The 14,674-nt window shown below is 64.7% G+C and carries 11 protein-coding genes; all 11 read left to right on the top strand.

Annotated features, from left to right (window positions below; translation table 11 throughout):
* Positions 1-5 precede the first annotated feature (5 nt).
* Positions 6-1,427: an amidase gene (locus F4X08_05305; GenBank protein MYD25210.1), complete on the top strand. Its 1,422-nt coding sequence runs from the start codon at positions 6-8 to the stop codon at positions 1,425-1,427.
* Positions 1,428-1,556: 129 nt separating this feature from the next.
* Complete coding sequence (locus tag F4X08_05300; GenBank protein ID MYD25209.1) at positions 1,557-2,915, top strand: FAD-binding oxidoreductase; 1,359 nt, start codon at positions 1,557-1,559, stop codon at positions 2,913-2,915.
* 181 nt (positions 2,916-3,096) lie between these two features.
* On the top strand, positions 3,097-4,563 hold the full coding sequence (locus F4X08_05295; GenBank protein MYD25208.1) for a cobyric acid synthase: 1,467 nt from the start codon (positions 3,097-3,099) through the stop codon (positions 4,561-4,563).
* A 165-nt stretch (positions 4,564-4,728) separates the two neighbouring features.
* On the top strand, positions 4,729-5,847 hold the full coding sequence (locus F4X08_05290; GenBank protein ID MYD25207.1) for a hypothetical protein: 1,119 nt from the start codon (positions 4,729-4,731) through the stop codon (positions 5,845-5,847).
* Between the two features lie 79 nt (positions 5,848-5,926).
* A complete protein-coding gene (locus F4X08_05285) occupies positions 5,927-6,808 on the top strand; it encodes a hypothetical protein (GenBank protein ID MYD25206.1) in 882 nt (293 codons plus the stop codon).
* Positions 6,809-6,904: 96 nt separating this feature from the next.
* Positions 6,905-7,405, top strand: a complete 501-nt coding sequence (locus F4X08_05280) for a hypothetical protein (GenBank protein MYD25205.1) — start codon at positions 6,905-6,907, stop codon at positions 7,403-7,405.
* Positions 7,406-7,416: 11 nt separating this feature from the next.
* A complete protein-coding gene (locus F4X08_05275; GenBank protein MYD25204.1) occupies positions 7,417-8,514 on the top strand; it encodes an exo-alpha-sialidase in 1,098 nt (365 codons plus the stop codon).
* 22 nt (positions 8,515-8,536) lie between these two features.
* Positions 8,537-9,067 (top strand): isoprenylcysteine carboxylmethyltransferase family protein, encoded by a 531-nt coding sequence (locus F4X08_05270; GenBank protein MYD25203.1) that lies wholly within the window; start codon positions 8,537-8,539, stop codon positions 9,065-9,067.
* Between the two features lie 302 nt (positions 9,068-9,369).
* Positions 9,370-11,967, top strand: a complete 2,598-nt coding sequence (gene clpB / locus F4X08_05265) for an ATP-dependent chaperone ClpB (GenBank protein MYD25202.1) — start codon at positions 9,370-9,372, stop codon at positions 11,965-11,967.
* Between the two features lie 173 nt (positions 11,968-12,140).
* The gene (locus F4X08_05260; GenBank protein MYD25201.1) at positions 12,141-13,244 is read left to right on the top strand and encodes a P1 family peptidase; all 1,104 of its coding nucleotides are present in this window, start codon (positions 12,141-12,143) and stop codon (positions 13,242-13,244) included.
* Between the two features lie 22 nt (positions 13,245-13,266).
* Positions 13,267-14,673 carry a sodium:solute symporter family protein gene (locus tag F4X08_05255; GenBank protein ID MYD25200.1) on the top strand — a complete coding sequence of 469 codons (1,407 nt, stop codon included), beginning with the start codon at positions 13,267-13,269 and terminating at the stop codon, positions 14,671-14,673.
* Position 14,674: the final 1 nt, after the last annotated feature.

Below are 14,674 nucleotides of genomic sequence, written 5' to 3'. Positions count from 1 at the left end.
ACGCAATGCCCGCATCCGAACTGTGCTTCACTCCCGCGACCGATCTGGTCCGCATGATCCGCCGCAAGGACGTGTCCGTGACAGAGGTCATGGAGGCCCACCTGGCCCAGGTCGACCGGGTGAATCCCGCCGTGAACGCCATCGTCACCTATCATCCCGACCAGGCGCTGGACGGCGCCCGGAAGGCCGACGAGGCCATCGCGCGAAACGAAGCGCGTGGACCCCTCTTCGGCCTGCCCATCGCCCACAAGGACCTGGTATTGACCAAGGGCGTCCGGACGACCTACGGCTCGCCGATTTTCCGCGATTTCGTCCCGGGACAGGACGAGCTGATCGTGGAGCGGCTGAAGAAGGCGGGGGCGATCTCCTTCGGCAAGACCAACGTGCCGGAGTTCGGCGCGGGATCCCAGACCTTCAACCCGGTATTCGGCGCGACGCTGAACCCATACGACACGGACCGGACCTGCGGCGGCAGCAGCGGAGGCGCCGCCGTGGCCCTGGCCTGCGGCATGCTGCCCATCGCCGACGGCAGCGACATGGGCGGCTCGTTGCGCAACCCGGCCAACTTCTGCAACGTGGTGGGGCTGCGGTCCGCGCCGGGACGCGTGCCGAGATGGCCGTCCGTCAACGCCTGGGGCAGGCTCAGCGTCCAGGGTCCCATGGCCCGGACGGTGGCGGACGCCGCGCTCATGCTCAGCGCCATAGCGGGTCCCGATCCCCGTGCGCCCCTGGCCATTCGGGAGCCGGGACAGCCCTTCGCCATGCCGCTGGAACGCGACTTCAAGGGCGTGAGCGTTGCCTGGAGCATGGACTTCGGCGGGCTGCCCGTGGATCCCGAGGTCACCACGGCCATCGAGGCAAAACGCGGGGTATTCGAGGACCTGGGCATGACCGTAAAGCCGAACCAGCCCGATTTCGCCGAGGCCGACGAGGCGTTCAAGACGCTGCGGGCGTGGAGCTTCATCCAGGGATACGGCGACCTCCTCGAGACCCACCGCGATCAGATCAAGGACACGGTAATCTGGAACCTCGAAGCCGGATTCGCCCTTACGGGGCCGCAAATCGCCCGCGCGGAGGTGGACCGGACCACCCTGTACCACCGGGTCCGCAGCTTCATGGAACAACACGATTTCATGGTCTTCCCCGTCAGCCAGGTCCCGCCCTTCGACGTGAACACGCCCTACCCCACGGAAATCGACGGCGTGCAGATGGAGACCTACATCGACTGGATGAAGTCGTGCTACTACGTCACCGTCACAGGCCTGCCCGCCATTTCCGTGCCTTGTGGATTCACGTCCTCGGGCCTGCCCGTGGGACTGCAGATCGTCGGACGGCACGAGGACGAACTCGGCGTACTTCAACTCGCCCACGCCTTCGAGCAGGCGACTGGAACCTGGAAGAGGCGCCCGTCCGTAGTCGAGGCATGAGCATGTTGGCGCCACCCGCTGCCGAGGCATGAGCACGCTGGCGCCGAGCGCGGCCGAGGCATGAGCGCGCCGATCGGCTATACCTCGGCAGCCAGGCCCGCCTGACGCCCTTACCCGAAGAGAACATCCATGTCCACCAGGGCGGAAATCGTCATCTGCGGTGCGGGCGTGGCCGGCGTGTCCGCCGCGTATCATCTCGTCGTTCGCCGCGGCGTGCGGAACGTCGTGCTCGTCGACGAAAGACCGCCGCTTTCCCTGACCAGCGCGTACGGGACCGAAGCCTACCGCAACTGGTGGCCCGACCTGCCCATGTTCCGGTTCATCAGCCGGAGCATCGACCTGCTGGAGGAAGTGGCGGCGGAAAGCGGGAACGCGGTCCGGATGAACCGAAGGGGCTACGTCTTCCTGACCGGTGACCGGCGCCGCATCCCGGAGCTCGAAAAAGAGGCGGAAGCGGTGACCGGCCTGGGTGGCGGTGCCCTGCGTATTCATCGCGACGGCGGGTCCTACATGCCTTCGCAGCCGGAAGGATTGCAACCGGATCTGACGGGCGCGGACCTCGTACTGGATACGGAGACGATCGGAAGGCTGTTTCCCTTTCTCACGGACGATACCGCCGCCATGTTGCACGTGCGCCGCTGCGGCTGGATTGACGTCCCCTCGCTGGGACGGTGGATGCTCGACTGCATCGCCTCCGGGGGCGGCCGGATCGTCAGGGACAGGATCACGAGCTTCGACACGAGGAACAACCGGATCACGGGTGTTGGACTGGAATGCGGATCAACGATCGAAACCGGCAAACTCGTCCTCGCCGCGGGACCACTTGTCGGGGAGGCCGGCCGGCTGCTGGACCTGGATATACCGGTCTTCATGGAACTGCACGGCAAGATCATCGTGGAGGACACGGCCGGCGTCCTGCCGCCCGATGCGCCCATGTTGGTCTGGACGGATCCGGTCGAGCTGGTCTGGGACGAAGAAGAAAGACGGCGGCTTTCCTCCAGCGCCGACACCCGCTACCTGATCGAGCCCTTTGCCGCGGGGCTCCACATTCGTCCCCGCTTCCGGGACGGAAAACAGACTTTCCTGGGCATCTGGACCTATGACGTCGCGCCAAGAGAGGCGGTGTTCCCGCTCGTGTTCGATCAGGCCTACCCGATGATCGTACTACGCGGGCTCGCCCGGATGGTCCCCGGCATGAGGGCGTATTTTGATACGTCGGACGCACTGCCGGTCGACGGCGGCTACTACTGCAAGACCCCGGACAACCGGCCGTTGATCGGACCGTTGCCCGTCGAAGGCGCATACATCGCCGGAGCGTTGTCCGGCTACGGCGTGATGGGTTCGCAGGCGGCGGGGGAACTGGTCGCGGCCCATGTCACCGGCGCCTCGTTGCCGGACTACGCGCAGAACTTCTCTTTCGATCGTTTCGACGGTCTATCGGCCGCCGATTTGGCCGACATGCGGGATGCGACGAGCGGGCAGTTGTGACGGATCGGTGTGACGACACCTGCGGACCGTGTGACGGACAAACGTAAGGCCAACCACGGACCGTTGCAAGCAGACCGGTATGACGCCGCCCGCGCACCGTAGGCGGTAGGTAAGCTCGGAACGGGTATGCGCTGTTTACCTCGGAATGGCGGATCGCGGCGCATGTACCATTGGAATCCCGATGAACGCTTTGATGATCCAGGGCACGGCCTCGGGCGTAGGCAAATCGCTGCTGACTGCGGGGTTATGCCGGTTGCTCGCCCGTTCCGGTGTGAAAGTGGCTCCTTTCAAACCGCAGAACATGAGCAACGCGTCTTCCGCCTGTCCCTCCGGCGGCGAAATCGGGCGTGCGCAGGCCCTGCAGGCCTTCGCATCCGGTATCGAACCCACCGTGGACATGAACCCCGTCCTGATCAAGCCGGAGGCTGACAACGTGGCGCAGCTTGTCGTGTGCGGCGAGGTACGGGGCAAGCTCATGGCTGGTCGGTTCAAGGAAGACCGGGGCAAGTTGATGCCCGAGGTGCTGGCGGCGTTCGACCGGCTTCGCCATTCCCATGATTGGGTCGTCGTGGAAGGCGCGGGATCGCCGGCGGAACCCAATCTCCGCGAAGGAGACATCGCCAACATGGGTTTCGCCCGGGCGGCCGGTATCCCGGTATGGCTGGTCGGAGACATCGACCGCGGGGGCGTTTTCGCCGCGCTGCTCGGTACGATGACGGCCCTGGAAGCGGAGGACCGCAGGCTCGTGGAGGCGATGATCGTCAATCGATTCCGGGGCGAAGCGTCCCTGCTGGGCGACGTATTCCAATGGCTCGAAACCCGGGCGGGTACGCCCGTACTCGGCTGGTTGCCGTATTTTCAAGATCTGGGACTCCCGGAAGAAGACACCCCCTACACGGGCATGGATCGCTCGCGGCGTGCCGCGAATCCCGGCGATGGCCTCAAGTTGCGCGTCGCCGGCATCCACTATCCGAGAGCGAGCAATACGACCGACCTGGATCCCTTCCTGCACGACCCGAGGGTGGATTTTGCCTGGCTGCGCGACCCCTCGGAACTGACCGGGCCGCATGGATGGGACCTGGTCGTCCTGCCCGGCTCGAAGTCCACTTCCGCCGATCTCGCATGGCTGAGGGAGCGCGGCTGGACACCGGCCCTCGAACGGCACCTTCGATACGGGGGATGCTTACTGGGAATCTGCGGCGGGGCGCAGATGCTCGGGAGACGTATTCTGGATCCCAGGGAGATAGAAGGACCCGCCGAAACGGAAGGACTGGCCTGGCTGCCGATCGAAACCGAGATGCAACCGGACAAGCGGGTTCATCCGTTGACGGCCCGGGCGAAATGGCCTGCTGATTTGCCGTTCACCGGGTACGAGATCCGGCACGGACGCAGCAGCGAGGATCCCGACCTGTTCCCCTTCTTCGCACGCTCAAACGACGGCAGGATACTGGGCACGTTCATCCATGGACTCTTCGATGATGGGAAGTACCGTGGCGCGGTACTCGAATCCTGGCTGAACTGGACGAGCAGTTCCGAAGAGCATGTCACGGCCCGGTGGATCCGCGACCTGGACCGGATCGCCGACGCCATGGTTGAAAACCTGAACCTTTCGCTCCTCGCGGGCAGGATCGGGATCAGTCTGGGTTGAAGGGTTCCTACCGGATGATTTTGTATTGGTCCAGTATCGGGCCGATGGTATAATCTCTCAGTTCGGACTACATGCCATGTCCGATTTGAATGCCATGTATAATGTAAACGCCGCACCCATACCCCGACGATGGTGAAACTCGTCCAAAACGAGAACTGAGGCCCCATGTCGACGTATGACTACGACCTGCTCATCCGGGCGGGCCGCGTATTCTGCGCGGAAACCGGCCTGGACGGACCAGGCGCCGTGGCGTTGAAAGACGGGCGCATCGCTGCGTCCGGTCCCGGAGTCGAGGGTTCCGCCGCCATGACGTTCGACTTCCCCGACGCTGTGGCGATGCCGGGACTGGTGGACCTGCACGCCCATCCGGCCAAGGGCGGTTCGCGTTACGGTGTCGACCCCGACGTCCACTTCTTGTCCCGTGGCGTTACGACCGTCATGTCCCAGGGCGACGCCGGCGCCAACAACTGGCCGGCCTACCGGGACCGAGTGATCCGGGCATGCAGGACGCGGGTGATCCTCGCCATCAACCTCTCGATGCACGGTGAATCCCATCCGGATGCCTGCTTTCCGGACCTGGAGGCCGCGGATGTGGAGGCCTGCGTTTCGGCCATCGAATCAGGAGGAGACGCCATCTGGGGCATCGCGGCCAATACAGGCCCCAGCAATCCCACGCCGCCGAGGGAGATCATGAACCGAGCGCTGGCAGCCTCCGAACGGACCGGAAAACCCCTGCTGGTCGGAACGCGCCTGTCCAGTGACTGGTCCCTCGACGACCAGCTGCCGCTGCTGCGCGCCGGAGACGTGGTCACCTACTGTTTCAATGATTTCCCCGAGAGCGTCGTGAAGGACGGCAGGATCCGGCCCAGCGTCCGCGACGCCCGCGAACGGGGCGTCCTCTTCGATATCGGCCACGGCATGCGGTCCTTCAGCTTCCCGGTCGCCGAGGCAGCCATCGCCGACGGATTCCTGCCTGATACCATATCCACCGACCAGTATAGCCGCCACGTGGGGAGCGACCCGCAGCACAACCTGCCCCGGACGCTGTCCAAGCTGATCGCGGCCGGCATGCCGGAACGCGACGCTTTCCTCCGGGTGACGAGCCGTCCCGCGGAAGTCCTGGGTTTGCAGGGCGAAGTCGGCACCCTGCGCGCCGGCGCCTGCGGCGACGTGGCGGTGCTGCGTTGGAACGGTGACGCGCCGCCGCTGCGCGACGTGGACGGGGTGCAGCGGCCCGGCGGCTGCTGGGAACCCGTCCTCACGGCCCGGGCGGGCATCGTATGAAATCGAGCGACGAGGTACAGATCCAGCGATTCCAAGCGGATCGGTTGGCGGTCTGAAACCGGTTACGCGGTTCAGGTCCATGTTCAACCCGGGAGACTTCAACATGGTATACGGATCGGGAGACTACACCTACGAACTTGTCGAGGGCTGGGGAGGCGGACCCGCCGGCCGGGACCTCGGCGTGGTATCTTCCATGGCCGTGGACTCGCAGGACCGCGTGCACGTCATCGACCGGGAACCCCATCCCGCCATCGTCGTCTACGACCGCGACGGCCGGTTCCTGTACGACTGGGGTCAGGACCTCTTCAAGGTGCCCCACTCTATTTGGATCAGCGAAGACGATATCATCTACATTACCGAAGTAGAACTGCATACGGTCATGACCTTCACCCTCGATGGCAAGATGCTCTCCATGCTCGGCACGCCCGGCAGGCCGGGTGAATTGGGCCAGCCCTTCAACAGCCCCACTTGGGCGGTACTCGGCCTTGACGACGACCTGTACGTGACCGACGGCTACGGCCAGCACTACGCGCACCGCTTCACGACGGATGGAGAGCTGCTTTGTACCTGGGGCGGTCACGGCAGCGAGGCGGGACAGTTCGATACGCCCCACTGCGTCCGCGTCGACAAGGACGGCCGGGTCCTGATCGTGGACCGGGGGAACGCACGAGTGCAGATTTTCGATGCCGAAGGCCGGTATCACGAGTCATGGGATCATCTGCTGGCCGCCAACGACCTGTATATCGATCCGGATGATGTGGTGTATCTTGCTGAGGCACCGGGAAGGGTCAGCATCCTCAACCTGGACGGCGAGGTACTGTCGCAATGGGGTAACCGGGACGAAAAAGACGGGGTGTTTGTGGACGCACCCCACGGGATCTGGGTAGATTCCCACGGGGACGTCTACGTGTGCGAAGTACCCTTCGCGCACAACCGTATTCAGAAGTTCCGGCGGGTGTAGCGTGTATAACGATCGTGCGTGTTGGCGGCGGGCTCGCAAACTTCATGCTGCGAGATCGCAAACTTCGCGCAGCAGTTCAGTGGAAGGAACATCGATATGAAGGACCTCGGTCTCCTTCTGCTGGTCTTGTTAGTCACTTTTGCGGCGGCCTGTGGCAACGACGAAGACAGTCCCGTTTCCACGACACCTGATCATGGCCCGTTCAACGACGCCCCGACGACCGGCAACGTCGTCTTCGTTCCCAGCGACGTCCGTTCCACCAACCAGTGGGGCACCGATGACTATGAACTGAAAGCGGCCGCCGTCAGGGGAGATACGCTCGCGGTTTCCGTGTCGTACAGCGGTGGATGCAGAACGCACCGGTTCACGCTGGTCGCAGCCGAGGTCTTCAAGGAATCGGATCCCGTACAGCTCGATGTCGCCATTGCCCACGACGCCGACGGTGACCCGTGCGAGGCCTACCCTACGGAAGACTACCACTTCATCCTCGACCCGATCAAGGCGCGGTACAAGGCGTCGTATGGCACCGGGCCGGGCACCATCGTCCTCGGGCTCGATCGCACTCCGGACGGACCACTCGTCTATACATTCGACTAGAGGTATACACCATGGCATTCGAAATACTGGACCAGGGCATGATCGCCCGCCAGCCGTCGACCGGTCCGGACGCGGTCGCGGCCTGTTCCCGCTGCGTGGACACGGCGGATGGCGGCCTGGTCTGTTCCTTCGCCGTCCAGGAAGCCCTCGGCCAGAACGATTTCAAGCAGGTCGTCGTCCGGTCTGTAGACGGCGGCAACACTTGGACGAAGCCGGCCTACCTGTGGCCCCAACTGCACGATGATTTCGCGCACATCGGGTCGATCAGCCAGGCGCCGGACGGCACCTGCTTCATCTCGGGTATCCGCATTCCCATCGACGAGCCCGGTGAATCGTTCTGGCGGGACGAGACCCAGGGTATCAAGCAGAACGCCATGTTCTGGGCATCGTCCGCGGACCAGGGCCTGACCTGGACCGATCCTGCGCCCATCGTCCTGCCCGCCGCCGGGTCGGCCGAGGCGCCCGGCGCGCTCACCGTGACGCGCGACGGGACCTGGATCTGCTGCTATTCGCCATACAACACCTTCGATCCCTCCGTGGAAGTGGATCGAAACCAGGTGGTCTACCTGCGCAGCACCGATCAGGGCAAGTCGTGGACCCATGGAACGATGCTGCGTTTCGACGATGCCGGATCGACGGCCGCCGAGGCCTGGGTCGTGGAGCTGGCCGACGGACGGCTCCTCGGTGCTTGCTGGCATATCGCCCCGCACGGCAAGCCGGATTTCCCCAACGCGTACGCGCTGTCCCACGACGGGGGGCTGACCTGGACGCCGACCCGCTCCACGGGCACGCTGGGCCAGTCCATCTCGCTGACTGCCCTGGCGGACGGACGGGCGATGATGGTATACAACCAGCGGCAGCACGGAGATCCCGGGATACGCCTCGCCGTCGCACGGCCCACGGACGATGATTTCGGCGTGGAAGCGGACGAACTCGTCTGGAAGGCCGAAGTCCGGACCCAGAGCGATACGTCCGGCGATCACGACGACTGGCAGGACTACTCCTTCGGCGAACCCGCAGTGACGGTGCTCCCGTACGGCGAGTTCCTGGTCGTGTTCTGGCTCATCCAGCCCGATGTCCGGGGCATCGGCTACGTGAGGGTGAGGTAGCGCGTTGTCCGGCGCCCGGATCATGCTGGCCCCGCTGATCGCGGCGCTGGTACGGCACGCCATCTTCGCGGTCGCCCTTCCCTGGCTGATCCTGTACCGCACCGCGGGCATGGAGGAGATGCGGCTCGATGCCGGCTTTCCGGCCGCCGGATCGGTGCTCATCGTACTGGGCGCGGCCCTATATATCCGCGCCTTCGCCGAACGGATTCGCATGGCGGCGATCGTTACCGCTGCCGCAGGAACCTTCGAGCCCACGGGAGATGCCCGGCCGATTCCCGGGGGAGATGCCCGGCCCATCTGGTCGACCGGCGTCCATGGCTGGTCCCGCAACCCCCTTCAACTCGGTGTCCTCCTCATCCTGACCGGTGAAAGCCTGGCCTTCGAGTCGCTTGCGCTACTCGTATACACGGCGCTGTGCTGGACCGGGCTGACGCTGTACCTGGTCCTCGTGGAGGAGCCGGCCCTTCGACGCGCCCTGGGCGACGAATACCTCCACTACTGCCGCCAGGTTCCACGCTGGTTTATGCGTTTTGGATTCCGTAAACCGTCCTGATCCCACACGCTGATTTCCTTCTTACATTTACCATCAATACGATCTACTCCGGTGGTGCAGTGTTTCTGCTCTGCCCAGTTCGGCCCAGTGAAACTGCCATTTTGGCAGTTATGTCATTTTGGCAGTTATGTCAAGTCTATTACCGGTTTTAGACCGGTTGAGCAGACGGAATTTGCTCTAAAACAGGTCGAAATCGCCAGCATCACGGCTAAATCAGCCATGGCACATGTTTTGCGACCTAAATGGCTTGGTATGAGATGAAACAGCGTAAAATCAGGGTGGAACAGGCGAGGAGGGACCTCATGCGAACGGATAAACTGACGCAGAAATCGATGGAGGCGATCCAGGTTTCCCAGGAGATCGCCCGCGGCCGCAACCACAACCGGCTGGAGCCCACGCACTTGGCGCTGGCGCTGCTCAAACAGGACGAAAGCCTGGCGGCCATCCTGCTGGAAAGGACGGGAACGGATCCGGCCCAGGTCCGGGAAGGGCTGGAAGCGGCTCTGGACAAGATGCCGAGGGTAACCGGCGACGGCGCATCGCTCTATGCCTCCGACGGCTTTCAGCGGGTCATGGACCGGGCGCTGAAAGAGGCGCAGAATCTGAAAGACGAGTACATCAGCGTGGAGCATCTGCTCCTTGCTCTGCTGGATGACGGCGGGGAGGTCAATCGCGTCATGAAGGAAGGCGGCGTACGGAGCGAGGGGATCATGAAAGCCATGAAGGAGGTTCGGGGAACTCAGCGTGTCACGAGCCAGACGCCGGAGTCCGGCTACCAGGCCCTGGAAAAGTTCAGCAGGGACCTGACCGACCTGGCCCGGGAGGGCGGACTCGATCCGGTCATCGGCCGGGACGAGGAAATCCGGCGGGTGATCAAGGTGCTTTCCCGGCGGACCAAAAACAACCCCGTGCTCATCGGCGAACCCGGCGTGGGGAAGACGGCCATCGTGGAAGGACTGGCCCAGAAGATCGTGACCGAGGACGTCCCGGAATCCCTTAAGGGACGCAAGGTGATCAGCCTCGACATGGGCGCCATGCTGGCCGGGGCCAAGTTCCGCGGCGAATTCGAGGAGCGGTTCAAGGCCGTGCTGAAGGAAGTGGAGCAGGCCGCGGGCGACATCGTCCTGTTCATCGACGAGTTGCACACCATCGTCGGCGCGGGCGCCGCGGAAGGCGCCGTGGACGCGTCCAATATGCTCAAGCCGGCGCTGGCGCGGGGGACCCTGCGCTGCGTGGGCGCGACGACCCTGGACGAATACCGCAAGCATATCGAGAAAGACGCCGCCCTGGAAAGGCGGTTCGCGCCCGTATACGTCGGCGAGCCTTCCATCGAAGACACCGTGTCCATCCTGCGCGGGCTCAAGGAGCGCTACGAGATCCATCACGGCATACGCATCCGGGACGGCGCCCTGGTCACGGCGGCGACCCTGGCCGAGCGGTACATCAGCGACCGGTTCATGCCGGACAAGGCCATCGACCTGATCGACGAGGCCGCGGCGAACCTGCGCATGGAGATCGACAGCATGCCGGCCGAACTGGACGATCTGGAGAAGCAGATCCGCCAGCTCGAAATCGAACGGGAAGCCGTTAAGCGCGAGCGCGACGCGGAGGAACGCCTCAAGCCCGTGGATAGCCGGCTGGCCGACCTTGCGGCGCAGCGCAGCGTCCTGCGGGCCCACTGGCTCGCCGAGAAGGAACTGGTAAAGACGATCCAGGAGATCAAGGAGCAGACCGAACAACTGAAAATCGAAGCGGACCGGGCACAGCGCATTGGCGATTACGAGCGGGTGGCCCGCATCCAGTACGGCGAGCAGCTGGAGCTCGACGGCCGGCTCGAGGAGAAGAACCGGGCCCTAGCCGAACTCCAGCGGGAGCGCCGGATGCTGAAAGAGGAAGTGGACGAGGAGGACATCGCCCAGGTCGTCTCGAAGTGGACGGGCATTCCGGTGAGCCGGCTGGTCGAAGGCGAGGTCGAGAAGCTGATTCAAATGGAATCCCGGTTGCACCGCCAAGTGGTGGGCCAGGATGAGGCGATCGTCGCCGTGTCCAACGCCGTCCGGCGGAACCACGCCGGCCTGGGTGACGGAAACCGGCCCATCGGCTCCTTTCTGTTCCTCGGACCCACGGGCGTAGGCAAGACCGAACTGGCCCGGGCCCTGGGCGAGTTTCTCTTCGACGACCGGGGCGCCATGATTCGCATGGACATGTCCGAATACATGGAGCGGCATGCCGTCGCCCGGCTCATCGGCGCGCCTCCGGGTTACGTGGGTTACGAGGAAGGTGGGCAGCTCACGGAAGCCGTGCGGCGCAGGCCCTACCAGATCGTGTTGCTGGACGAAATCGAGAAGGCGCACCCGGACGCGTTCAACATCCTCCTGCAGGTCCTCGACGACGGGCGGCTCACGGACGGTCAGGGCCGCACAGTGGACTTCCGGAACACCGTGATCATCATGACCTCCAACATCGGGACGGAGCATATCGGCAGTCACGACGCGTCCCAGTACGAACAGGTGCAAGCGGACGTGATGCGCGCGGTGCGGGCCCACTTCCGCCCCGAATTCATCAACCGGCTGGAGGAAATCATCATCTTCCATCCCCTCGACCGGGACCACATCCGGGATATCGTCCGTATCCAGCTCGAGGAACTGCAGGGACGGCTCTCGAAACAGGCCGGGTTGACGCTGGAACTGGCCCCCGAGGCCGAATCACTGCTTGCGGAAGAGGGCTATGAGCCCCAGTACGGCGCACGGCCCCTCAAGCGGGTGATTCGCAAGTTCGTCGAGAACCCGCTGTCCATGGCGCTGATCGAGGGCAGGTTCCGGGAAGGCGACGCGATCCACGTCATCCGCGAAGGCGACCGCCTGGACTTCGTCCGGCAGGAAGCGTCCGCGGCGGCCTGAGCACAGGCTCCCGTGAACGGCTTCATCCCGCATACACACCCATACAATTGAATTGACGGCGAATGGCCGATTGTTCATCTTGATCTGGCGGAAACCGTAGACCGTAACGGGTCTTCCCGGACGGGTCTTGCGGGTGATCCCTCACCATGACGCTTCATCGGCTGCCGCTTGAAATGAACAGACGATCCTTTCTGCGAAAATCCGCCGGGGTGACCGGCGCGGGCGTCCTGGCGGGACTGGGCTCCCTGCGCGAGTCCGCCGTCGGCCAGACGAACGACCCCTACGGTCCGTCCGGATCCATCACGGACGTCGAAGGGATCAAGGCCGGGCACTTCACCGACCCGCGGCGTCCGACGGGCTGCACGGTGATCATGGCCGAGGAAGGGGCTGTGGGTGGGGTGGACGTGCGTGGCGGCGCACCGGGCACCCGGGAGACCGACCTGCTCGATCCCGTGAACATGGTGCAACAGGTCCACGCCATCGTCCTCTCCGGCGGCAGCGCTTTCGGCCTGGATACGGCCACGGGCGTGATGCGCTACCTCGAGGAACGATCCATCGGATTCAACGTACGCATCGCACGGGTCCCGATCGTCCCCGCCGCCATCCTCTTCGATCTCGGCATCGGCGGCAAGCCTGAGATCCGCCCCGATGCGGAAGCGGGCTACCGGGCCTGCCAGGCCGCTACGTCGGATCCAGTCCCCGAGGGCAGCATCGGAGCGGGAGCCGGCGCCACAGTGGGCAAGATGTCCGTCGGCGCGCCGGGCACTCGCACGGCCATGAAGGGCGGCATCGGCAACGCCTGCTTCACCACGCCCGAGGGGCTCAGGGTCGGCGCGATCGTTGCGGTGAACGCCGTGGGCGACGTGTACGATCCGGATTCGGGCCGCGTGCTTGCCGGCGCCAGGATGCCCGATGGGTCTGGTTTCGTCCGCGTGGCACGGAAGATTCGCGAGACCGGGTCGCTTCGCCTGGAAGCGCCGCCCGGAAATACGACCATCGGCGTCATCGTGACCAATGCCGGGCTGACCAAGACCCAGGCCAGCCGCATCGCCCAGGTTGGGCACGACGGGCTCGCCCGCGCCATCAACCCGGCCCACCTGCAGGCGGACGGGGACACCCTCTTCACCATGGCCACCGGGACCTGGGAGGGCGGCGTGAACCTGTCCCTGCTGTCCATCCTTGCGGCGGAAGCAGTCACGCGGGCCATCATCCGCGCCGTCGTTACGGCCGAAGGCCTACCCGGTTATCCCTCCTATTCGGACCTGAACGCGGGATGACGGGAAGCGCGACGGAAGCTCTATGTCCCCCTACGTAACCGCCCTCCTCGTTTATTCCATATTCCTCATGGCGATCGGTTGGTGGACGTCGCGGTCGGTCCGCCGCGCCGAGGACTTCTTCGTGGCCGGCCGGCGGCTTTCTCCCGCGCTGCTGTTCGGCACGCTGCTGGCCGCCAACCTGGGCGCGGGTTCCACGGTGGGTGCCACCGGCCTCGGTTACACGCACGGTTTTTCGGCGTGGTGGTGGGTCGGGTCAGCGGGTATCGGGAGCCTCATCCTGGGCATGACCGTGGGGCCCCGCATGTGGCGCGTGGCAAAGGAACAGAACCTGTACACGGTCGGGGATTACCTCGAGCACCGGTACAGCCGCGGCGTCCGGTGTCTTATCGCCGTGCTGCTGTGGTTCGGTTCCCTGGCGATCCTCGCCGGCCAACTCATACCCCTGGCCTGGATCCTCAACCTCGTACTGGGCATCCCGAAGTACGTCGCCTGCATGGCCGGGGGCGCCGTGGTGGTCGTGTACTTCACCTTCGGGGGACTGACGTCCACCGCCCGGGTCAACATGGTCCAGCTGGTGGTGAAACTTTCCGGCTTCATCCTGGCCTTTCTCATGATCGTATCGGGGGCAGGTCTCCTGTCCGGCGAGAACGCGGCGCCTACCGGTTTCGAGAGCTGGTTCGGGGACGATCCTTCCCGTATCTGGGGTTACTTCATCGTCCTGGTGCCCGCGTTTATCATCTCGCCGGGCCTTCTGCAGAAGATCTACGGCGCCCGGGACGCCCGGGCGGTCCGGCAGGGCGTCTGCACGAACGCGGTCGCCCTGATGCTCTTCGCCTTCATCCCCGCGCTCCTCGGCATGGCGGCTTACCACGCCTTCCCGTCCCTGGATTCACCGGACCTTGCGCTGCCCCGCCTGCTGATGGATGCCCTGCCCTTCTGGATCGGCGGGCTGACGCTGGCTGCCGTGTTCTCGGCGGAGATCAGTTCGGCGGACGCCGTGCTCTTCATGCTGACGACTTCCCTGAGCCGGGACCTGTACCAGACCTATATCGAACCCGGCGCTTCCGAGCAGCGGATGCTGGCCGTCAGCCGGATAACGGCCGTGGGCGCGGGACTCGCGGGCGTGGTCCTGGCGGCCGTGCTGCCGGACGTCATCACCGCGCTGACCATCTTCTACAGCATACTGTCCGTGGCGCTCTTCGTACCCCTGATCGCGGGACTGTACTCCACCCGGCCGAACGCGAACGGCGCACTGGCCACGATCGCCGGTTCCGTCCTGGTGATGATCCTCGTGCATCTGTGGTCGAACGGCGGCGGATTGGCCGGCATATCCCCGGCGACCTGGGGCATCGGAACGGCGGTGGTCATCATGGCGCTGCACATGACGTCCCGGCGGGGGACGGAATCTGCCCCGATGAACTCGAAATAAA

It is taken from the genome of Gemmatimonadota bacterium, from assembly GCA_009841265.1.
Classification (GTDB): domain Bacteria; phylum JAAXHH01; class JAAXHH01; order JAAXHH01; family JAAXHH01; genus JAAXHH01.
Note: the sequence above shows the minus strand (reverse complement) of the source record. Positions and strands in the feature narration are given on the sequence as shown.

Bases quoted from the DNA above. Each gene is read 5' to 3' on its own strand.
- F4X08_05305 (MYD25210.1), top strand. From the start codon at position 6: ATGCCCGCATCCGAACTGTGCTTCACTCCCGCGACCGATCTGGTCCGC.
- F4X08_05300 (MYD25209.1), top strand. From the start codon at position 1,557: ATGTCCACCAGGGCGGAAATCGTCATCTGCGGTGCGGGCGTGGCCGGC.
- F4X08_05295 (MYD25208.1), top strand. From the start codon at position 3,097: ATGAACGCTTTGATGATCCAGGGCACGGCCTCGGGCGTAGGCAAATCG.
- F4X08_05290 (MYD25207.1), top strand. From the start codon at position 4,729: ATGTCGACGTATGACTACGACCTGCTCATCCGGGCGGGCCGCGTATTC.
- F4X08_05285 (MYD25206.1), top strand. From the start codon at position 5,927: ATGTTCAACCCGGGAGACTTCAACATGGTATACGGATCGGGAGACTAC.
- F4X08_05280 (MYD25205.1), top strand. From the start codon at position 6,905: ATGAAGGACCTCGGTCTCCTTCTGCTGGTCTTGTTAGTCACTTTTGCG.
- F4X08_05275 (MYD25204.1), top strand. From the start codon at position 7,417: ATGGCATTCGAAATACTGGACCAGGGCATGATCGCCCGCCAGCCGTCG.
- F4X08_05270 (MYD25203.1), top strand. From the start codon at position 8,537: ATGCTGGCCCCGCTGATCGCGGCGCTGGTACGGCACGCCATCTTCGCG.
- clpB (MYD25202.1), top strand. From the start codon at position 9,370: ATGCGAACGGATAAACTGACGCAGAAATCGATGGAGGCGATCCAGGTT.
- F4X08_05260 (MYD25201.1), top strand. From the start codon at position 12,141: ATGAACAGACGATCCTTTCTGCGAAAATCCGCCGGGGTGACCGGCGCG.
- F4X08_05255 (MYD25200.1), top strand. From the start codon at position 13,267: ATGTCCCCCTACGTAACCGCCCTCCTCGTTTATTCCATATTCCTCATG.